The sequence below is a fragment of the Streptomyces sp. NPDC018026 genome, assembly GCF_044327745.1.
GTDB lineage: Bacteria > Actinomycetota > Actinomycetes > Streptomycetales > Streptomycetaceae > Streptomyces > Streptomyces rubrogriseus.
On the sequence record NZ_JBIRFY010000002.1, the window covers coordinates 344666 to 364594 of the forward strand.

General features: G+C 73.3%; 17 protein-coding genes, 1 tRNA gene and 1 pseudogene. 6 read left to right on the forward strand and 13 right to left on the reverse strand.

The genetic code is table 11. The features are described 5' to 3' along the window. Window positions 1–75 precede the first annotated feature (75 nt). Window positions 76–348 (reverse strand): chaplin ChpF, encoded by a 273-nt coding sequence (gene chpF, locus ACH4D3_RS07220; RefSeq protein ID WP_398317444.1) that lies wholly within the window; start codon window positions 346–348, stop codon window positions 76–78. A 332-nt stretch (window positions 349–680) separates the two neighbouring features. Between chpF and ACH4D3_RS07225 the strand changes: the two are divergent. Beyond that, window positions 681–995, forward strand: a pseudogene (locus ACH4D3_RS07225) (DUF2087 domain-containing protein); the annotation flags it as partial. A gap of 16 nt (window positions 996–1011) precedes the next feature. On the opposite strand, the gene ACH4D3_RS07230 reads toward ACH4D3_RS07225, so the two are convergent. From ACH4D3_RS07230 to ACH4D3_RS07280, 11 genes are all read right to left on the reverse strand, one after another. Beyond that, window positions 1012–2004: a D-2-hydroxyacid dehydrogenase family protein gene (locus ACH4D3_RS07230; protein ID WP_398317447.1), complete on the reverse strand. Its 993-nt coding sequence runs from the start codon at window positions 2002–2004 to the stop codon at window positions 1012–1014. A 56-nt stretch (window positions 2005–2060) separates the two neighbouring features. Further along, complete coding sequence (locus ACH4D3_RS07235; RefSeq protein WP_398317450.1) at window positions 2061–2831, reverse strand: formylglycine-generating enzyme family protein; 771 nt, start codon at window positions 2829–2831, stop codon at window positions 2061–2063. An 80-nt stretch (window positions 2832–2911) separates the two neighbouring features. Next, a complete protein-coding gene (locus ACH4D3_RS07240) occupies window positions 2912–3454 on the reverse strand; it encodes a hypothetical protein (RefSeq protein ID WP_398317453.1) in 543 nt (180 codons plus the stop codon). A 28-nt stretch (window positions 3455–3482) separates the two neighbouring features. Continuing rightward, window positions 3483–4484, reverse strand: a complete 1002-nt coding sequence (locus tag ACH4D3_RS07245; RefSeq protein WP_398317456.1) for a clavaminate synthase family protein — start codon at window positions 4482–4484, stop codon at window positions 3483–3485. Beyond that, complete coding sequence (locus ACH4D3_RS07250) at window positions 4481–6361, reverse strand: WD40 repeat domain-containing protein (RefSeq protein ID WP_398317459.1); 1881 nt, start codon at window positions 6359–6361, stop codon at window positions 4481–4483. Before ACH4D3_RS07250 ends, ACH4D3_RS07245 begins: the two co-directional genes overlap by 4 nt. An 87-nt stretch (window positions 6362–6448) precedes the next feature. Further along, window positions 6449–7609, reverse strand: a complete 1161-nt coding sequence (locus ACH4D3_RS07255) for a hypothetical protein (RefSeq protein ID WP_398317462.1) — start codon at window positions 7607–7609, stop codon at window positions 6449–6451. Next, on the reverse strand, window positions 7606–9021 hold the full coding sequence (locus tag ACH4D3_RS07260) for an MDR family MFS transporter (protein ID WP_398317465.1): 1416 nt from the start codon (window positions 9019–9021) through the stop codon (window positions 7606–7608). The genes ACH4D3_RS07255 and ACH4D3_RS07260 overlap by 4 nt, the downstream gene beginning before the upstream one ends. Next, on the reverse strand, window positions 9018–10145 hold the full coding sequence (locus ACH4D3_RS07265) for a glycosyltransferase (protein WP_398317468.1): 1128 nt from the start codon (window positions 10143–10145) through the stop codon (window positions 9018–9020). Before ACH4D3_RS07265 ends, ACH4D3_RS07260 begins: the two co-directional genes overlap by 4 nt. Further along, window positions 10142–11236 carry a bifunctional diaminohydroxyphosphoribosylaminopyrimidine deaminase/5-amino-6-(5-phosphoribosylamino)uracil reductase RibD gene (gene ribD / locus ACH4D3_RS07270; RefSeq protein WP_398318908.1) on the reverse strand — a complete coding sequence of 365 codons (1095 nt, stop codon included), beginning with the start codon at window positions 11234–11236 and terminating at the stop codon, window positions 10142–10144. The genes ACH4D3_RS07265 and ribD overlap by 4 nt, the downstream gene beginning before the upstream one ends. 55 nt (window positions 11237–11291) lie before the next feature. Then, window positions 11292–11936, reverse strand: coding sequence for a GTP cyclohydrolase II (gene ribA, locus ACH4D3_RS07275; protein WP_398317471.1), 645 nt, complete (start codon window positions 11934–11936; stop codon window positions 11292–11294). 2 nt (window positions 11937–11938) lie between these two features. Then, window positions 11939–12100: a hypothetical protein gene (locus tag ACH4D3_RS07280; protein WP_398317474.1), complete on the reverse strand. Its 162-nt coding sequence runs from the start codon at window positions 12098–12100 to the stop codon at window positions 11939–11941. A 306-nt stretch (window positions 12101–12406) separates the two neighbouring features. Here ACH4D3_RS07280 and ACH4D3_RS07285 point away from each other — a divergent pair, with 306 nt between their 5' ends. Then, window positions 12407–13261 (forward strand): LuxR C-terminal-related transcriptional regulator, encoded by an 855-nt coding sequence (locus tag ACH4D3_RS07285; protein ID WP_398317477.1) that lies wholly within the window; start codon window positions 12407–12409, stop codon window positions 13259–13261. A gap of 72 nt (window positions 13262–13333) precedes the next feature. On the opposite strand, the gene ACH4D3_RS07290 is transcribed toward ACH4D3_RS07285, so the two are convergent. Then, window positions 13334–13406 (reverse strand) — tRNA-Arg (locus tag ACH4D3_RS07290). A gap of 331 nt (window positions 13407–13737) precedes the next feature. Between ACH4D3_RS07290 and ACH4D3_RS07295 the strand changes: the two genes are divergently transcribed. The 4 genes from ACH4D3_RS07295 to ACH4D3_RS07310 all read left to right on the forward strand — a co-directional run bounded on the left by ACH4D3_RS07295 (window position 13738) and on the right by ACH4D3_RS07310 (window position 19825). Then, complete coding sequence (locus tag ACH4D3_RS07295) at window positions 13738–15345, forward strand: dynamin family protein (RefSeq protein WP_398317480.1); 1608 nt, start codon at window positions 13738–13740, stop codon at window positions 15343–15345. A 3-nt stretch (window positions 15346–15348) separates the two neighbouring features. After that, window positions 15349–17547 carry a YfjP family GTPase gene (locus tag ACH4D3_RS07300; RefSeq protein WP_398317483.1) on the forward strand — a complete coding sequence of 733 codons (2199 nt, stop codon included), beginning with the start codon at window positions 15349–15351 and terminating at the stop codon, window positions 17545–17547. A 181-nt stretch (window positions 17548–17728) separates the two neighbouring features. Further along, window positions 17729–18199: a single-stranded DNA-binding protein gene (locus ACH4D3_RS07305; RefSeq protein ID WP_398317485.1), complete on the forward strand. Its 471-nt coding sequence runs from the start codon at window positions 17729–17731 to the stop codon at window positions 18197–18199. A 213-nt stretch (window positions 18200–18412) separates the two neighbouring features. Next, entirely contained in the window at window positions 18413–19825 is a 1413-nt protein-coding gene (locus tag ACH4D3_RS07310; protein ID WP_398317488.1) for a Cys-Gln thioester bond-forming surface protein, read from the forward strand. Window positions 19826–19929: the final 104 nt, after the last annotated feature.

Genomic DNA, 19929 nt, shown 5'->3' on the forward strand with positions numbered 1-19929 from the left:
GCACGAGCACATCGGTCCCGGACACGGGAGGAGCCCCGGCCGGGAAGGCCGGGGCTCCTCGGGCGTCTGGCGGACTCAGCCGCCGTAGCCGCCGCTCTTGTGGTCGTCGTCGCCGTTTTCGCAGGCGTTGCCGAAGGCCGGGTTCAGCAGGCCGATCACGTCGATGGTGTTGCCGCAGAGGTTGACCGGCACGTGCACCGGAACCTGGACGACGTTGCCGGACAGGACACCGGGCGAGCCGACGGCCGCGCCCGCCGCGCCCGCGTCCGCCATGGCCATGCCGGTGCCGCTGAGCACCACGGCACCGGCGCCGAGGGCGACACCGGCGGCCTTCGCGATGCGAGACATCACGTTCTCCTTCTGACTCGGGGAGCGCGGCGGCAGGACGCGCCGCCGCACTGCCGGTTCAACGCACCCGGTCGCGGCGGGTCACGGGGGGAATGTGCGGATCACCCGTTTTGAACGCGAGCCCCCACGCGAGGTCCACGGGTGGGCGGGAGCGGCGGGGCCCGGCGGAAAACCGTTCCCGTGCGCACCGGTGTGTCCACTAGCCTCCCGGCATGCCGAACGACCGAGCCGACTCGTCCACCGAGGCCGCCGAAACCTCCGAAACCTCGCAGTCTTCGTCCCCGCCGTCCCCGCCGTCCCCGCCGTCCCCGCCGTCCCCGCCGTCCGCGGGCGACGCCGTCGCGGCGGGTGACGAAGGACCGGGCGACATGATCGTGCGGACCTTCGTCAGGGACGGCCGGCTGGTGCGTCTTCCCGCACGCTGGACGCGCAAGAAGGTGGTGCTGCGGCACATCGCCGAGCAGACCTTCGCACCCGGCGTGGAGTACCCGGAGCGCACCGTCGACGAGAAGCTGCGGGTGTGGTGCGAGGACGGCGAGGTCGACCATGTGACGCTCCGGCGCCACCTGGTGGACTTCGGTCACCTGCGTCGGAGCGACGGCATCTACGCGCGCCCGGCGGACTCCGCCCGGACGGGCACCGCCTGAGCCCGCCTGAGCCCGCCTACGCCCGGCTCGGGGCCGGCGGCGGGGACCCGACGGGCAGCCGCCGTACGGGGGAGCCCGCGAGGTAGGCCCCGATCGCCTCGACGGCCTGGCCGTAGTACGTGGCGTAGTTGGCGCGCGAGACATAGCCCAGGTGCGGTGTCGCGAGCAGCCGCGGGGCCGTGCGCATCGGGTGGCCGGCGGGCAGCGGCTCGGTGTCGAAGACGTCCACGCCCGCACCCGCGATGCGGCCCCCGTGCAGCGCGGCGAGCAGCGCCTCCTGGTCGACGATCGCCGCGCGCGAGGTGTTGACCAGGTAGGCGGTCGGCTTGAGCAGGGCCAGTTCGGCGGGGCCGAGCAGGCCGCGGGTGCGCTCGCCCAGCGCCAGGTGGACGGAGACGAAGTCGGCGCTCCGCAGCAGCTCCTGCTTGGAGGAGGCCAGTTCGACGCCGACCTCGTCGGTGCGTTCCCGGGTCAGGTTCTGGCTCCAGGCGCTCACCCGCATGCCGAAGGCCAGGCCGACCTGGGCCACCCGCCCGCCGATCTTGCCCAGCCCCAGCAGTCCGAGCCGGCGGCCGTGCAGGTCGGCGCCCACCGTCTGCTGCCAGGGGCCGCCCTCGCGCAGTCCGTTGCCCTCCTGGACGATGCCGCGGGCGAGGCCCAGCAGCAGGGCCCAGGTCAGCTCGACGGGCGGGGTCGAGGAGGAGGCCGTACCGCAGACGGTGACGCCGTGCGCGTCGGCGGCGGCGTAGTCGATCACGCTGTTGCGCATGCCGGAGGCGACGAGCAGCCTCAGCCGGGGCAGCCGGGCGATCAACGAGCCGGGGAACGGCACGCGTTCGCGCAGCGTGACCACGATGTCGGCGTCCGCGAGCGCCGCGGCGAGGGCGTCCTCGTCCGGGTAGTGGGTGTCGTGGGACACGACCTCCACCCGGTCGGCGACCGGCGACCAGTCGGCCACCTCGGTCGCCACCCCCTGATAGTCGTCGAGTACGGCGCAGCGCAGTCGCACGGTGGGTGGTCCCTCTCGCCGAAGGGGCAGTGGCGGCCGCCGAGTCTACCGAGCCCTCAGGCGGACGCGGAGGCGGAGGCCGAGGCGGTCCCGGCGGCCGGTGCCGCCAGGCGCAGCCCGACGCCGATCGCCGCCAGGTCCTCCTCGTACGCGCTGTGGCGGCGGGCGCACCTGGCCAGGTCGCGGTCGTGCCGGAAGGCACCACCGCGGGTGATGTGGGGGTCGAAGGCCCAGTCCTCGACCAGGGGTACGCCGGCGGGGGCGCCGGGGTAGGGGGCGTACAGCGTGGAGGTCCACTCGTCCACGTTGCCCGCCATGTCCAGCACCCCGAACGGGCCGGCCCCGTCCGGGAACGAGCCGACCGGGGTGGTCGTGCCGATACCGAGGTCCACCAGGTTGGCCAGGCCGGTGCGGTACTCGTCGCCCCACGGGAACTCCCGGCCGTCGTCGCCGCGGGCCGCGCGCTCCCACTCGTCCTCCGTGGGGAGCCTGATGCCCGGATCGCCGCTCCGCTCGCCGAGCCATCGGCAGTAGGCCGACGCCGCGTCCCAGCTCACGCCGGTGACCGGATGGTCGTGCGGAGCCGTCGGCACCGGCCGGCCGGCGGCCGCGGCGAAGACGGACCACTGCCCGACCGTGACGGGGGTACGGGCGAGCCGGAAGGCCGGAAGCCGGATCTCCGTGCTCGGCGCCTCCTTGAGGTACCACTCCACCGGCACCCCGGTGTCCGCGTAACGCTCGGCCACCAGCGGAATGTCGTCCGTCGGGGTGCCCCGGCGCACCACTCCCGCCGGGATCTCCACCCAGTCCACCGGTTCGATCCGCATCGCTCCTCCTCGGCCCGTCCAACCGTCCAACAGTCCAACTGCCCGTCGTAACCACCATGATCGCCCCTGTCCATCGGGGGCTAGGACCCCGCCCCCGCATGGGCGAGAAGTGCCGCGCCGTAGGCCCGCAGGACCCGGTGCTCCCGGACGTGGACGACGGCGACGCGGCCGCCCGGGCCCGCCGCGTCGCCTTCGGTCACCACCGCGGCATGGCGCAGCAGCACATAGCCGTCGGACGCCGCGGCGTGAAAGGCCGACGGATTCCCGCGCGCCAACTCGGCCCACTCCTGGTGCCCTTCGCCCAGCGCCGCGCGGGACGCCTCCAGCAGACCGGACTCGCACAGACCCGGCCGCAGCGCGTCCACGGCGATGCCGTCCACCGTGGTGGCGAGGTCGATGCAGACCGGGCCGTCGCCCAACCGCCGTTCCCCGAGCGCGCGCAGCGCGGTCTCGGCGGCCCAGTCCTGCTCCGTGCCACGACGGGGGAGCAGGAGCGCGAGGACGGGCGCGCAGGCCGACCGCTGCCCGGCCGGCCTGCTCACCCGCCAGATCGCGCAGATCCGGCAGGAGTCCCCGAGGGCTACGGCGTTGATGTGCAGCCCCGTGATCAAGGGTGGTGACATGCCCTCGGCTCCCGGTCGGCGGCGGTGCTCAGTGACTCAGCACGTGACCGTCGCCGGGGCGATGGTCACGCGAGCGTCGCAGATCGGCCACCGCGAAGGTGCGCAGCAGCCAGCGGTCGCCCCCGTCGTAGCGTGGCCGGAAGGCCGTCCTGCCGTGCGTGGTCACCCGGTTGTCCACGATGGCGAGGTCTCCCGGCGTCAGACGCACCGTGTGGGACGCGGCGTCGACGGCCGCCTCCAACTCGACGAGCGCCCGACGCGCCCCGGGCGTCACCGCCGTGGTGGCGGAGAAGTCCACCCGCAGGTCCGGGTCCTCCGGGTCGCCGGTCAGCACCGGGCGTGGCGGCGCGGTCCCGGCGGCCGTCCCGAAGGAGGGCGGCGGCTGGGTGCTGAACTCCGGACGGAACAGCACCTCCCGGCTCCGCTCCGACAGCAGGGGCAGCGCCTGGCGGATCGAACCGGTGCGCAGTCCCGCCGCCCCGTCGTGGTCGGCGCGCAGGCACAGCAGCATCACGAAGTCCGGGCGGTGCGCGTGGAAGGCGTTCTCCACGTGGAAGGAGAGCAGCGTGGAGCCCGCGTTGCCCTCGAAGTCCTCCTTGCCCGGCACCGGCACCACGTCCTGCACCAGCGCGCCGGACTTCTCCGGGGCGTAGGCGGCCGGGTCGCCCAGACCACCGGCCGCGGTCATCAGCAGGGTGGCGGCCGGCACCGTCGCCTCCCGGCGGACGGAGCCGTCCGCCGTCGGGGTGGGCGGAAGGAGCGCCTCGTCCACCGGCAGGCCGGTGACCAGCGTCACCCCGCACTCGCCCGAGTTCCTGCGGAAGGCACGGACGGCCGCTCGAAGGCGGGCCGGCAGCTCCTCCCAGCCCTTGCGGGCCGCGGCGGTCGTCTCCGGATCGTCGAGCCCGCCGCCCGCGGCGCGGCACACGCGCTCCGCGGCACGCCGTACGACCGCCGTCTCGGCCTCGAACAGGGCGAGCGACGCGGGGGTGGCGACCGGCAGGCTCAGGGAGGGGCTCAGGGAGGTCATCGGGAACCCTCCCGGACCCGCCAGTCCGTGGCGGGCTCGGCCGGGACCGGCGGCCCGGCGGGGTCGGCGTCCGGCGTCCAGGTGAACACCTTGCTGTCCCAGGAGGCGGTGACCGCGTCGTCCCCGAGCCAGCAGACCGCGCTCACCGCACTCCCGTGTCCCTCCAGCACGTGCTGGTGGAGCGGGGCCAGCGTCTTCGGGTCGAGGACCCACAGCCGGCCGGTGAAGTCGTAGGAGCCCGTGACGAGCAGGGGTTCGCCGCCCGGGTGCCAGGCCGCGCACTTGGCCGACTCGTCGTGGCCGACCAGCACCTGGAGCAGTTCCCCGGTCTCCAGGTCGTAGATGCGGCTGGTGCGGTCGCGGGAGACGGTGGCGAGCAGCGCCCTGCCCGCCACGGTGGTCACGGACCCGCCGTTGATCAGCTCGCCGTGGCCGCCGAAGGAGCGGATCAGTGTGCCCTCGGTGGTGATGAGGTGGGCCCGGCGGTCGGTCGAGTAGGTGACCAGCCGGTCCGCGTCCACCCAGGAAACGTCCTTGATGGCGCCGTCGTGGCCCGCGTAGTGCACCCCGGGGACCAGTTCGCGCCCCGTCCAGGCGTACAGGTCGAGCCCGCCCTCGTAGTCGGCGACCGCCAGCCGCTTCCCGTCCGGCGACCACGCCGCCCGGTTCACCGGGTGCTCGCGCTGGACGGCGGCGACGTCGCGTCCGGTCACGGCATCGGCCACGCCCACCCGCCCGGAGAACGATCCGTAGGCGACGAGCCCGGGCAGCTCGGCCGAGACGGCGACCGTGTTGACCAGGCTGCCGTTGCCCACCGGTACCTCGGTCGCGGTGGCGCCGCGGTGGCTCCAGACGCGGATCGTGCCGTTGTCGCCGCCCGCCGCCAGCACCTCGCCGGCCGCCGAGACGTGATTGACGCCGTGCGTGGGCACCGACGCCTCCAGCGTGATCTCCCGCACCTCGTCGGGCAGGGCGTCCGCGGGGATCTCGGGCACGTCGATCACCGCGGGCCGGGCCGAGAAGGTGCCCGCGACCACGGTCCTGCCGTCCGCGGACCAGTCCACCGCGCGGGGCCACAGGTGCGCGCCGTACCAGCGCACCAGCGGGCGGCAGTCGGCGATGTCCCAGAGGGTGATCGTGCTGTCGTAGGCGCCGATGACGATCCGCGAGCCGTCCTGGGACCAGGCGACCGACTTCACGGCGGCGGTGTACGGGCCGACCTTGGTGACCAGCTCGCCGTCGGTGCGCACGATGTGCACGAAGCCGTCGTCGCAGCTGGCGGCGAGCAGGGTGCCGTCGGGGGACCAGCGGCACATCTCCGCGTGACCGGCCTGGGGCAGGTCGCGCAGCAGGGAGCCGTCGGTGTCCCAGAGCCGGATGGTGGCGTCCTCGCCGCAGCTGGCCAGGACACCCGTGGGCGCGGCGTCGACCGACATGCAGTGGTCGGCGTGGAAGATGACGCCCTCCTGGAGCACGCCGGTACGGATGTCCCAGATCCGGCCCGTACCGTCCTGCGAGACGGTGACCAGGCGGTTCTCGTCCAGCCAGGCCAATGCGTTCAGGTCGTCGGGCTGCCGGGCGAGCAGCTGGACCTGACGGCCCGTGGCCACCTCCCAGACACGGCAGGTCTTGTCGGCCGACCCGCTGGCGAGCAGCCGGCCCGAGGGGGAGAACCGCACCCCGTTGACCAGCCGTGAGTGACGGCCGACCCAGCGGGGGGACGTACCGGAGCGGTCCCACAGGACCACCCGGCCGTCGTACCCCGCACTGGCGTAGTGGGTGCCGTCGGGGCTGAATGCCACGGTGGTCTGGGGAGAGGCGTGGACGGCCGCGCTGTTGCTCGCGGCCTGCGGGTGGAACACGTCGACTGTCCGCATGGTCTTCTCGAACTCCTGACAGAGCAGTTGGAAGGAACAGAGAGCAGAGAGAGGGAGAGGGGGGAGGGCGAAGGGCGTGCCGGCGGGTCAGTCGCGGGTGGCCGCGGCCAGCTCCGCTCCCGCGCGCAGGCCCTCCTCGGTCAGCCCGCGCAGCGGCTCCATGACCCGGCGCAGCAGGGGAAGCCCCACGACCTGGGCCAGACCGCCCAGCGGGATGGTCTCGACGGCCCGCGCGCGGACGGCGGGGTCCGGGGTCCGGGAACCGGCGCCCGTGGGGGCGGGAAGGCGTTCCAGGGCGATGCCGTACAGGACGGCCGCCGTCCACGCCGCGGTCGCGTGGTGGATGTGCAGCCCGGCGCCCGCGAGGTCGCGCAGCAGCGCCGCGGGCGTCGGTTCGCGCCGGGCCGCCTCCCGGACCAGGACCGGATCGACGCCGGTCCGTTGGACGGTCTCGTCCCAGTAGGCCTTGGTGTGGCCGCCGCCGGGGCCCGTCGGGACGATTCCGTAGACGTGCCCCTTGAAGAAGTGGGGGTAGAAGTCCAGCGCCTGGAGGGTGGACGAACCCGTGCGGCCCCCGGCGGCGTCGTCCGCGAAGCACGGCGAGAACCTGGGCCCCTGCACGTCGTTGCCCACGAGGCTGTCACCGCCCCGGTGCTCCACCAGGTTGGGGACGGCGATGAAGAGCGCTCGGCCGCGTTCCCGCAGGAACGCGCTCAGCGCCTCGTCGTCCGGGGGCGTGCCGTGCGCGAGCAGCCGCCGTGCGTGGTCGGCGAAGCCGGCGGCCAGCGCGCGGGGGAGGACCACGGCCAGCGAGGGCGCGTACTCGTCCTGGATGGCCCGGGCCCAGCCGGCGCCACTGAGCGCGGCGAGCCGTACGGCGGAGCCGTTCCAGTGGTTCCAGTTGCTGTAGAAGGCGATCGGATCGTCCGGGCGGCTGCGGACGGCCTCCGCGACCAGGTCCAGGAAGTTCTCGGCGGGCACGACGTCGTCCTGGAGCACGAGCCGGTGACGCGCCTCGCCGTACGGGCCGGCCCACGCGGCGGCCGCGGTGCGCAGCGGGCTCGGCGGCCCCTCCGGGTCCGGGTCGAGGACGAGTGCGCGGTCCTCGCCGTGCAGTCGGGCGAGCAGGGCCTCCGCCTGGTCCCGTCGCCGGGGGTGGGCCATGACCCTGATGCCGGGGAGCCCGGGGGCGGCGGTGCGGGCGGGAGCGGGGGAGAGGCCGTGGGTACCGGCCGAGGTCTGCGTCATGTCACATCCTTGGTGGACACGGGGCGGGTGCTCTCGCCCGGCTCCGGGTCGAGGTCCGGCCCCGGGTCGAGGGAGGCCGGTTCGGCACTCGGGCGGTCCGGCGGGGGAGCACCGGTTCTCGCGGTTCCCGCTCCCCGGGGCGTCGGGCCGGGCCGGTCGGCGGGTGCGATCCGGTACGCGGTGGCCTGGATGCCGATCGCCGCGAGCAGGGCGATCCCGCCGAACGCGGCGCACACCCACAGCGCCCCGCGGTCCAGCACGAACCCGGCGAGCAGCGGGATGAAGAGGCCGGAGACCGCCCAGGAGAGCTGGAAGAGCGACATGTAACGGCCGCGGATCGCCGCCGGAGCGCTGCTCGCCACCAGGGCGTTGGCCGCGGGCAGGCTGATCATCTCGCCCAGCGTGAAGGTCAGCATCACGGGGACGAGCACCGCGATCGCCGTGGTGGCCGGCACCTTGGTCACCAGATAGAGGCCGGTGAAGACCACGACGAAGATCAGCCCGGAGCGCACGATCAGCCGCTGCCGCGGAACGTGCGACACCCGCGCCGTCACCGGCATCTGCGCCAGCATGATGGCGACGCTGTTGATGCCGAGGAAGAGGGCCGGTGTCCAGTCGGGCAGCTCCATGATCTCCACGGCGTAGGCGGGCAGGATCGTCGAGGGCAGGGCCCAGGCGAAGGTGAGCAGCATGAAGAAGAAGCAGAACCCGGTGAAGGCGTGATCCGTGAAGGCGTCCCGCCAGCCGGGGACCGGCCGGCCGGGGTCCTCCTGGCTGCCCCCGGGCTCCGGGCCGGGGTCCTCCTGCGTGGCCCCGGGCTCCGGGCCCGGCCGGGTCGCCGGGATCCGGACTCCGGCCAGCAGCACCGCGGCGACGAGTGACGTGACCACGTTCAGGGCCAGCACCAGGTCCGCCGCCCCGTGGCCGAAGACGACGGTCAGTCCCGAGCTGGCCAGAGCTCCGGTGGCCACGGTGAAGTTCTTGATGGTCCCGACCGCGGCATAGGTGGCGTCGAGCTTGCGGCCCGAGGCCAGATCCACCACGATCACCGGCCAACTCGCCCAGTACAGGCGGTCACCGGCCATGACCAGGAACGTCGCCACCGCGATCAGCGTCCATTCGGAGGCGAACGGGTACAGGCCGTAGCCCAGCGCCGTGACCAGGTTGCTGGAGACCAGCACGGCCTTCGGGGAGAACCGGTCGACCAGCCAGCCGGCCAGCAGGGCCGTCGGCAGGGCGGCGAGCGTGCCGGCGCTGACCGCCGAACCGATGGCCGAGAAGGACAGCCCGGTGTTGTACGAGAAGTAGAGGAACGCCAGCGGAGCGAACAGGCCCCAGCCGAAGGTGTCGATGAAGACGGAGGAGAAGATGCGGCCGCGCTGCGGGATGCGGGGCAGGCCCAGACTGATCACGTCGTGCTCTCCCCGGTCTCGGGCCGTACCTTGTGCCAGGTGTCGCGGCCGGTCGCCAGCTCCCAGACCGCGCGCCAGGCCGACGTCGACTCCAGGAGCTCGAACGGCAGCAGCAGGGCCCAGCCCGAGCCGATCCGCAGCACCTCCCACACCGGGTCGCGCGAGACGCTGCGCACGCGCAGTGCCTCGCCGAGGAGCAGCGCGGCGGCGGGCAGGCGCAGCGCGCGGTAGCGCACGGCCGCGGCCGTCACCGGCAGCACGCCGAGCTGGCCGAGCAGGCTGAGGGTCATCAGCGCCACGGCGGTCCGCGGCCGGGCCGGCAGTGGCTTCCCGCGCAGGAAGCGGACGCCGATGTCCAGTTGGCCGCGGATCCACCGGGTGCGCTGCCGCAGCGCGGGCCCGACCACCGAGGTGCGGGTCCCGTACGAGAAGGAGACGATGCGCCCCATGCGCACCCCGGCGGCGGCGGCCCGCACCGCCCACTCGTACAGCTCCTCCACGCCGTCCTCGCTGAGCGGCCCGACCTCGCTCAGGGCCGTGCGGCGGAAGTAGATCGAACTGCCGAGAAGCATGTGCATGCCGGTTCGGCGATTGACGTACTCCATGGCGCCGAAGAACGCCGCCGACTGCGCGAGCGTGATCCGGTTGACCAGGTCACCGCCCGCCTCGGGCAGTTCGATGGCGTCGACGACGTCGAGGCCGCGGGCGTCGAGCGCGGCCACGGCCTGCCGCAGCTGGCGCGGGTCCGGGACCGTGTCCGCGTCGTACACGGCGACGAACGGGTCGTCGACCGAACGCAGCGCGTGGTTCAGGGCCTTGGCCTTCGGCGTCATGGAGGGCACCGGCACGACGTGCAGCCCGCCGCCGAAGTCCGCCCGCGCCGACGCGGCGATGTTCTCCGCGGCCGCCACGTCCTCGGGGTACCGGGCGTCGACGAGCCAGCGCACGGACAGCCTGTCGTGCGGATAGTCCAGCGACCGGAGCATGTCGGCGGAGCGCCGCAGGATCGCGGCGGTCTCCCGGTAGAAGGGGACGAGGACGGTGACCGGGGGGAGTGCCGACGTGGCGGCCCCCGGGTGTTCCCGAGGTGTGAGACGGGCATTGGGGAGGAGAAATCCGGTCACCGTGTCCCTCCGGTCCTGGCGGGAGGCCGCAGTTCGACCCGCAGGTCGGGTCCGGTCCGGTCCACCGAGGCGATGCGGAACCGGTGTGCCTCATGGATCGACCCGATTCCCAGCGGTCCGGTGGCGCCGACTCCCTCGGAGCCCAGGAGGAGGGGCGCGACGTAGGCGACGACACGGTCGACGAGCCCGGCGCGGACGAAGGAGGCGGCGAGTGCGGGGCCCCCTTCGACCAGCACGGACCGCACGCCTCGGCCGTCCAGCGCGGCGAGCAGGTCGAGGGGCGGGAAGTGCCCGCGCGCGTCGGTCTTCAGACGCAGTACGTCGATGCCGCTGGTGCTGGTGCTGGTGTTGCCGTAGTCGGTGGTTCCGGTGGCCGGATCGGTCACCACGAGCGTAGGGGCCGCGCCGTCCAGCAGCCGGGAGTCCGGCGGCAGCTCACCGCGGGCGTCCAACGCGATCCGCAGGGGAGGGTGTCCCACGACGCCGTGACGCAGGTCGAGCCGGGGATCGTCGGACCGCCAGGTTCCCGAGCCGACGAGGACGGCGTCGTGCCGGGCGCGCAGTTCATGGGCGTCCGCCCGGGACTCGGCCGAGCTGATCCAGCGGGCGGAGCCGTCGGCGGCGGCGCTGCGGCCGTCCAGGGTCGCGGCGAACTTCCAGGTGACGAAGGGCCGTCCGACGCGTACGGCGGTGAGCCACATCTCCAGTACGGCCTCGGCCTCGGCCCGGAGGACTCCGCCGACGACCTCGACCCCGGCGTCGGCCAGCCGTCTCGCACCGCCGGCCGCGACCCGGTTCGGGTCCGCCACCGCGTACAGGACGCGGCGGACCCCCGCCTCGATCAGGGCCCTGGAACAGGGGCCGGTGCGGCCCTGGTGGTCGCAGGGTTCGAGGGTGACCACGGCGGTGGTCCCGCGCTGCCGCCCCCGCGCCCGCCGCAGCGCGTCGACCTCCGCGTGCGGGGTGCCCGGTCCCCGGTGGACACCGGTCGCGACCGTCGCGCCCTCCGCGTCGAGCAGCACGCAGCCGACCGCGGGATTCGAACCGGTCGACCCGACCTCGGCATCGGCCAGCTCCAGCGCCCGGCGCATGGCGGCCAGTTCCCGCGGGGCGACCGCGCTCGGCTCCTCGGGCCGGCCGAGCCCCTCAGACCTCGAGTGCATGACCGGCCCGTTCGCGCTTGGCCGTCAGGTAGGCCTGGTTGTTCTCATTGACGAAGGTCCCCGTCGCGACGACGTCCGATATGACAACGCCGTACGAACGCAGCTGGTTTCCCTTCTCCGGGTTGTTGGACAGCAGACGGATTCTGGGCACGCTCAGCGCGCTCAGCATCTCGGCCGCCACCCGGTAGTCCCGCAGATCATGGCTGAAATTGAGCACTGCATTCGCTTCGAAGGTGTCCAGACCCCCGTCCTGCAGCAGGTAGGCGTCGAACTTGTTGTACAGCCCGATACCGCGCCCCTCCTGTCGCAGATACAGGATGATGCCGCCTTCGTGGGAGCACATGGCGAGTGCCTCGTGAAGTTGTGGACCGCAGTCGCAGCGCTGAGATCCGAAGACGTCACCGGTGAGGCATTCGGAATGTACCCGCACCAGCGGATCGCTCTTCCTTTCCCAGCCCGGCATAAGGAGCGCGACGTGCTCGCGACCGTCGTGCAGTCCGTCGAAACTGACCATGGTGCTCGCCCGGCGCCCCAGGCCGGGGACATCGACGGGAACCTCCACCCGGGCCCTCACCTGCACGGCGGTGGAGGGTGCGACGATCACGTCTTCGTTCTCTTCGGTGCGCATGGTCATCCCCACTGCGAGTCGTCCGTCGAATCGGTGAAGGCAGAGATCTCGAACTCTGATTCGTGCTGCGCTGTGTCGGAAAATGCGGCGAACGCTCCCAGAGAAAGGAACGCGGAAAGGGTGAACGCGGCGATCGCCGTGCGTAAATGCGCGGTCTTGAACATGCAGCTGCCCCCTGTTTTCGCCCGCCGTCAATGCCGGGTCGAGTTGCCGTGATGTCTGCTGAAGATCTTGCGTCCCGACCCGGTCTTGTGCCAAGAGGAAAATGTGGCATGATCATGCATTGCCGGAATCTGAAGGATGTACAGATGTGTGTGAAACTGGACATACCGAACCATATTCAGGTGCATGAGATCTGCCAGAAGGGGTTGAACTTCTATGCGCGAATTTTGAAAGGACGCTCAATAAATCAGGAAATCCCGGAGTGCCTGACGAGCCTGGGTCTTCTGCGGCGGGCGCCCGACGGCGGTGTGGTCGCCATTCCGCCGGGGCTGGCCGCCGGTGGCATCCTGCGGCCCCTGGAGGCGGCCATCGGCCGTCAGCAGCACGCGCTCGACGCGGTCCACGCGTCGATCCACCGCGCCGAGCAGGTCTACCGCGACAGCTACCGCGAGGACGGGGTGCAGGCCGCGCGGGTCATCAGCGGAGCGGACGTCATCAGCACCACCCTCGCCTCGGCCGTGGACTCCTGCCAGGAGGAACTCCTCACCGCCCAGCCCGGTGGCGGCCGGCCGCAGGAACTCCTGGCCAAAGCCCTCGCCAGCGACCTGCCGGCGCTCCGGCGCGGGGTGCGGCAGCGCACGATCTACCAGCACACCATCCGCACCCACAACCCCACCCTCTTCTACGTCGAGCAGATCTCCGCCGCCGGGGCGGAAGTCCGCACGCTGGACGAGGTCTTCGACCGGATCATCGTCTGTGACCAGCGCATCGCCTTCGTCCCCGACCCCGGCGAACGGCGGAGCCAGACCGCCCTGGCGATAGAGCACCCGGGTCTCATCCGCTACCTCGTCGGCATGTTCGAGCACGCCTGGGAGCGGGCCACCCCGCTCCGGTACTCCCCCGGAGCGCACCGCCCGCCCCTGCTGGCCGACGAGACCCGCCGGTCCGTCCTGCAGCTGATGGTGAACGGCTACACCGACGAGGCCATCGCCGGGCGGCTGGGGATGAGCGTGCGGACCGTGGCCACCCATGTGCGCAAGGCGTCGGAGGCCTTCAGCAGTCGCAGCCGCGCCCAGCTGGCCTTCCTCATCGCCAAGACCGGCGTGCTCGACGAGGGCCCGGCGCGCGCGGGTGACGACCCGTCGGCCCTCGCGGCCGACTGACCGACCCGCGCCGGCCGAGCGGGGCGCGGTCCGCGCCGGAGGAGGTGCCCTCCCGGAGGAGGGGTGTCCCGGCGCCCCCGGCAGGACTCGAACCTGCGGCCAAGCGCTTAGAAGGCGCCTGCTCTATCCACTGAGCTACGGGGGCCTGGTGTGGCGGCCTCGGTCGTGCGTGCCCGGGTGTGGGCCGGTCCGTGACCTCGCCGGGGACAAGGATAGGGCTCCCGGCTCCATGTCCCGGACGCTTCCCCTCCGTGGCTCGATGTGGAGGTTCGGTGAAGCGATCCCGATAATCGCAGGCAGTTACGAATCGTGCATCGCTTTTGGCGTCTCGCGCATCGGGTGTTGTCCACTCGTTATGCCTGGACTGTCCGCGCGCCCCAGTAGTCCCTTCCGTCCGGAGTGTCCGGTCGGCGCGCAGACATGCTCATCATGCTCATATGCTTCAGAATTCCCTCAAAATTGGGCATTCTTCACATGTGGTGACCTTGGACGTACGGCCTCAGCTGCTCGACGCACTCTCCGCCCTGCGCGACCGTGTCGCGGCCGCACGCTTCCCGCTGCCCCTCGCGGGGGCCCCACGCGCGCGTGCCAACCGCGACGAACTGCTCGCACAGCTCGACGACTACTTGGTGCCCCGCCTGAAGGAGCCCGAAGCGCCGTTGCTGGCCGTGGTGGGCGGATCCACCGGCGCCGGAAAGTCGACCCTGGTGAACTCCCTGGTGGGACGTCGCATCAGCGAGGCGGGTGTGCTGCGTCCCACGACCCGCACGCCGGTCCTGGTCTGCCATCCGGAGGACCACCACTGGTTCAGCGGCATGCGGGTGCTGCCCGACCTCACGCGCGTGTGGGTGCCCCACCGGGACCCGGACGACGACCTGCTGCTGCCCGGCGAGAACCCCGCGCGCGTGCTGCGGGTCGAGACCGCCGACACCCTTCCGCCCGGCATCGCCCTCCTGGACGCGCCCGACGTCGACTCCCTCGTCGCCGACAACCGCGTCCTGGCGGCCGAACTGATCTGCGCCGCCGACATCTGGGTGATGGTCACCACGGCCGCGCGGTACGCCGACGCGGTGCCCTGGCACCTGCTGCGCACCGCCAAGGAGTACGACGCCACCCTGGTCACCGTGCTCGACCGGGTGCCCCACCAGGTGGTGTCCGAGGTGTCGCGGCAGTACGGGGCGCTGCTCACCAAGGCCGGCCTTGGCGACGTCCCCCGCTTCACGGTCCCGGAACTGCCCGAGTCGGCCTGGGGCGGCGGCCTGCTGCCGGCCAGCGCCGTGGCACCGCTGCGGTCCTGGCTCGTCCACCGGGCCCAGGAACTCGACGCCCGGCACCACGCCATGGCCCGCACGGCGCACGGCATCCTGGACTCGCTCAGGTCCCGGATGCCCGAGCTGGCCGGTGCCACCGCCGCGCAGTACGCCGCCGCGCTGCGGCTCACCGCCGCCGTCGACGGCGCCTACGACGGTGAGCACGCGCGCGTGCGGGGCCGGTTGCAGGCGGGCGCCGTGCTCGCCGGGGACGCGCTGAAACGCTGGCGGGCCTTCCCCCTCGACTGCTCGCCGGAAGAGCTCCTCGACTCGTTGGTGGAGAGCCTGAGCGCCCTGCTGCTGTGCGCCGTCACGGCCGCCGACGAAAGCGTCGACGAGGCCTGGCGGCACGAACCGGCGGCGGGCGCCCCCGAACTCGCGGACCACGTCCCCGCGCCGGAGAGCGCCGAGCAGCGCATCGGGGTGGCCGTACGGCGCTGGCGGCGCGAGCTGGAGGAGTACGCCGAGGACGAGGTGCGCGAGCTGGACCGGAACCTGGCCCCGGACCCCGGGGTGGTGGCCGGACTGGTCGCCACCGTGCTGCTGGGCGGGCGGCGCGCACGCATCGCCGGGGAACGGCTCGCCGAGCGGATCGGCGCCCACGGCGCGCTGCGGCTGCGCGACCGGGGCGGGCGGCTGCTCGAGGAACACGTCGACCGGGTCATGCACGTCGAGCGCGAGCGCAGGCTGGCGCCGCTCGACGGTCTCGAGGTGCACCCCGAGCCGCAGGCAGAGCTCATCGCCGCGCTGTCCGTACTGCAGAAGGAGAGGTGACCGGTGACCGCCGTCACTGACCAGGACCCCACCGAGCACACGACGAAGGAGGCGGCGCGGGCGGACCGTACCGGCGATTCGGACCCCCGTGACGACCGGGATCACGGGGATCGCGCGGACCGAGCGGACCGAGCGGATCGCGGGGGCCGCGGGGACGACCGGGACGAACGGCACGGCCGGGGCGACCGGGACGACCCGGACCCGCGCGGCGGCCGCGACGACCGGGACGACCGGGAGGGACGGGGCTCGCAGGGTAGTAGCGACAAGCGAGACCCACGAGACGACCGGGGCGGCAGGGACAGTCGGGGCGGTCGGGGCGAGGAGGGCCTTGCCGAGAAGGCGGTCTCCCGCGAGGGCTCCCACGCACGCGTGCCGGACGACCTCACCGGGGCGCACCGCGGCTCGGAACGCGCGGAACGCACCGATGCCCCGGCCGACGGTTCGGCAGCTTCCGGCAACGGGGGCAGGGGCGGGGGCGCGGAGGAAGCCTGGGGCGACGGGCTGATCGCACGGCGGGTGGACGAGAACGGCGGGACCGAGCAGTTCGCCGTCCTGCCGAGCCGGCCCGCCTCCTCCTCGGCCGCCCTGATGCCGCTCGCCTACGACGGGAACCTCAGGTCACGCCTGGACGCGCTGCGCGAACTGGTGGGCCTCTCCCGGACCCGGCTCGACAGCGGAACCCTGGCCGAGGCGGGCCGCGTCCTGGACGAGGCCGCCGCGCGGCGCAGGCTCTCCGGGCAGCACACCGTCGTCGCCATCGCCGGCGCGACCGGCAGCGGCAAGTCGCAGCTGTTCAACACCCTCGCCGGGGTGACGATCTCCGAGACCGGTGTCCGCCGGCCGACCACCGCCGCGCCCATCGCGTGCAGTTGGAGCGACGGCGCGGCCAGCCTTCTCGACCGGCTCGGCATCCCCGGCCGGCTGCGCCGCCGTCCGCTCCAGCACCCGGACTCCGAGTCACCGCTGCGCGGCCTGGTCCTGATCGACCTGCCCGACCACGACTCGGCCGCCGTGCAGCACCGCGAACAGGTGGACCGCATCCTGGCGCTGGTCGACGCCGTCATCTGGGTCGTCGACCCGGAGAAGTACGCCGACGCCGTACTCCACGAGCGCTATCTGCGGCCGATGGCGGGCCATGCGGAGGTCACCCTCGTCGTCCTCAACCAGGTCGACCGGCTGCCCGGGGAGGCCGCCGAGCAGGTCCTCGACGACCTGCGGCGCCTGCTCGACGAGGACGGCATCGCGCTGGGCGAGTACGGCGAACCCGGCGCGACCGTGCTGGCCCTGTCCGCGCTCACCGGGGAGGGCGTCGGTGAACTGCGCGAGACGCTCGGCCAGTTCGTGGCCGAGCGGCAGGCCCCGGCCCGCCGCATCGCGGCCGACGTGGACGCCGCCGCCCGGCACCTGCGCCCCGTGTACGTCACGGGGCGGCGCACCGGGCTCAGCGAGGAGGCGCGGGAGGAGTTCGCGGACCGGCTGGCCGACGCGGTGGGCGCCACCGCGGCGGGCGAGGCCGCCGAACGCGCCTGGCTGCGCAACGCCAACCGCGCCTGCGGGACGCCCTGGCTGCGGCTGTGGCGCTGGTACCACGACCGGCGCGACCCGGTCACGGGACGGCTGTCGCAGCGCGCCCAGACGGACGAGGAGGCCACGGCGCGTCAGCGCGTCGAACAGGCGGTGCGCACGGTCTCGGACCGGGCCTCGGCCGGACTGCCGGCACCGTGGGCGCTGGCGATGCGGGAGGCGGCCGTCCGCGGTGCCCAGGGGCTGCCCGAGGCCCTCGACGAGCTGGCGGTGCGCGCGGGGCTGCCGCCGGGGCGTCCGCCGCGGCCCGGATGGTGGCCGGTGGCGGTCCTCGCCCAGGCGACCATGACCCTGCTCCAGGTGGTGGGCGGCCTGTGGCTGCTGGGCCAGATCATCGGCGTCGTGCCGCCGAACCTGGGTGTGCCCGTGCTGCTGATGGTGGCCGGCATCGTCGGCGGCCCCCTCATCGAGTGGAGCTGCCGTCTGGCGGCCCGCGGCCCCGCCCGGCGCTACGGCCATGAGGCGGAACGCCTGTTGCGGGAGGCGGCCGCGGGCTGCGGCCGGGCCAGGGTGCTGGATCCGCTCGCGGCGGAACTGCTGCGGTACCGCGAGGTGCGGGAGCAGTACGCGCGGGTCACCGGGACGGGCCTGGGGGCGGGGGCGACGGCGACGAGGTAGCGGCGCCCGTCCACGGCTGCCACCCGTGCGGGTGGCGGAGTTCTCCACAGGCGCCGGGCCGGTCCACAGCCCTCGGCGGACCGGCCCGGCCGCGGGCAGTCTGGCCTCCACGGCGATCGCGACGGACGCGGTCGCCCCGGCCGCCGTACGGGACAGACCCGTGCGGGAGGGAGGACTCGCGATGAACGAGACGATGATCTGCGCGGTGGGGAACGTGGCCACCACCCCGGTCTTCCGCGACCTGGCGAACGGACCGTCGCTGCGCTTCCGGCTCGCGGTCACCGCGCGCTACTGGGACCGCGAGAAGAGCGCCTGGACGGACGGGCACACCAACTTCTTCACGGTGTGGGCCAACCGTCAGCTCGCCGCCAACGCCTCCGGGTCACTGGCGGTGGGCGACCCCGTCGTCGTGCAGGGCAGGCTGAAGGTGCGCACCGATGTGCGCGAGGGGCAGAGCCGGACCTCGGCCGACATCGACGCGGTGGCGATCGGGCACGATCTCGCCCGCGGCACGGCGGCGTTCCGGCGCACCGGCAGGACGGAGGCCTCGACCTCCCCGCCCCAGCCGGAACCCAACTGGGAGGTCCCGGCCGGGGGCACGCCGGGAGAACCGGTCCCCGAACAGCGGCCGGACCCCGTCCCGGTGGGATGAGGCGGAGCCGGACAGGATGGATTTGTCGATAATCCCTGTTCGAAAACGCTCTCGGCGATAACGATTCCGAGTCGGATCACCGCGCGGACGACGATCACCGGCAAGCCCGGTCCCTTACGTCCTTAGGATGCCGAACGAGCCCTGTGTGGCTGCTGATTCTGCTGGTGGGACCGTTCCCCCCACGCCAACGGGTCCTGCTCGAAGGGGAATTTGGTGTTTTCTTCGCACGCTGCGCCGTCTCTGCCCGGTCGAGGGGCGGCGCGCCTCGCCGCCGGAGCGCTGGCGTCCGCGCTCGCGGTCGCCGGTGTGGTGACCAGTGCGGCTCCGGCCGCCGCCCAGGACGGGGCGGCGCGGGGCCAGGGCGGGGCGACGGCCACCATAGGTGGCCTCAAGACGCACGGCACCGCGGTGATCCACGGTCAGGACGGCGACCAGCAGGTGCCGGCCGGCCTGTTCGAGATGTCCGTCGAGGGCGGCGGCATGCTGCAGACGTACTGCGTCGACATCCAGAACCCGACGCAGAAGGACGCCAAGTACCAGGAGACCCCCTGGAGCGGGACGTCGCTGGGCACCAACAAGGACGCCGGCCGCGTCCGCTGGATCCTGCAGCACAGCTACCCGCAGGTCAACGACCTCGCCGCGCTCGCGAAGAAGGCGGGCCTCCGCGGCGCGCTCACCGAAGAGGACGCGGCGGCCGGTACCCAGGTCGCCATCTGGCGCTACTCGGACGACACGGACGTCGAGGCCGTCGATCCGCAGGCCGAGCGGCTCGCCGACTACCTGGAGGAGAACGCCCGCGACGTCGCCGAGCCCGCGGGGTCCCTCGCCCTGGACCCGCCGGCCGTCTCGGGCCGCCCCGGCGAACGGCTCGGCCCGGTGACGGTCCACACCAACGCGGGCGGCGCGACGGTGACTCCGCCGGTGGACGCCACGAGCGAGGGCGCGGTACGGATCGTCGACAAGAAGGGCGAGCCTGTCACCAAGGTCACCGACGGCACCCAGATCTTCTTCGACGTGCCCGAGGACGCGGCGGCCGGTACCGCCCAGCTGTCCGTCCAGGCCTCGACGACCGTGCCGGTCGGCCGCGCCTTCGCCTCCGAGAGCCGGAGCCAGACGCAGATCCTGGCCGGGTCCAGTGAGTCGACGGTCGCGGCGACGGCGACCGCCACCTGGGCCGCCGACGGCGCGATACCCGCCCTGTCCGCCGAGAAGAACTGCGCCGAGGGCACCCTGGACATCACCGCGCTCAACAAGGGCGACGAGCCCTTCACCTTCGAGCTGCTGGACACCGAGTACACCATTGCGCCGGGCGAGACCCGGACGGTACCGGTACCGCTGCCCGAGGACCGCGCCTACGACTTCACCATCCGCGGCCCGGCCGGCTTCGAACAGCGCTTCACCGGCGTCCTCGACTGCCGCACCCAGAGCGCCGCCCTGTCCGACACCACCCACACCCTCAGCGAACCGGCCCCCGCCACGGTCGTCACGCCCTCCCCCGAGCCCAACCCCAACCTCGCCGAAACCGGCAGCTCCGACGCGACCCCGCTGATCGGCGGCGCGGCCATCGGCCTCGTACTCCTCGGCGGCGCGGCCCTGCTGTTCGTCCGCCGACGGAACGAGCGGTGACGAGAACACGGCCCGATGGGCGATCGCCCTCGGTCCCGATTTCCGCCACCGGCGCGAACCGCGGCCGGCGGCGTTTCCGGCGAGTGACTTGACGCGCCCCCGCC

Excerpts from the sequence above, each read along its gene's own strand:
- chpF (WP_398317444.1), bottom strand. The coding sequence starts at position 348 with ATGTCTCGCATCGCGAAGGCCGCCGGTGTCGCCCTCGGCGCCGGTGCC.
- ACH4D3_RS07235 (WP_398317450.1), bottom strand. The coding sequence starts at position 2,831 with ATGCGGATCGAACCGGTGGACTGGGTGGAGATCCCGGCGGGAGTGGTG.
- ACH4D3_RS07240 (WP_398317453.1), bottom strand. The coding sequence starts at position 3,454 with ATGTCACCACCCTTGATCACGGGGCTGCACATCAACGCCGTAGCCCTC.
- ACH4D3_RS07245 (WP_398317456.1), bottom strand. The coding sequence starts at position 4,484 with ATGACCTCCCTGAGCCCCTCCCTGAGCCTGCCGGTCGCCACCCCCGCG.
- ACH4D3_RS07250 (WP_398317459.1), bottom strand. The coding sequence starts at position 6,361 with ATGCGGACAGTCGACGTGTTCCACCCGCAGGCCGCGAGCAACAGCGCG.
- ACH4D3_RS07255 (WP_398317462.1), bottom strand. The coding sequence starts at position 7,609 with ATGACGCAGACCTCGGCCGGTACCCACGGCCTCTCCCCCGCTCCCGCC.
- ribD (WP_398318908.1), bottom strand. The coding sequence starts at position 11,236 with ATGCGCCGGGCGCTGGAGCTGGCCGATGCCGAGGTCGGGTCGACCGGT.
- ribA (WP_398317471.1), bottom strand. The coding sequence starts at position 11,936 with ATGCGCACCGAAGAGAACGAAGACGTGATCGTCGCACCCTCCACCGCC.
- ACH4D3_RS07280 (WP_398317474.1), bottom strand. The coding sequence starts at position 12,100 with ATGTTCAAGACCGCGCATTTACGCACGGCGATCGCCGCGTTCACCCTT.
- ACH4D3_RS07305 (WP_398317485.1), top strand. The coding sequence starts at position 17,729 with ATGAACGAGACGATGATCTGCGCGGTGGGGAACGTGGCCACCACCCCG.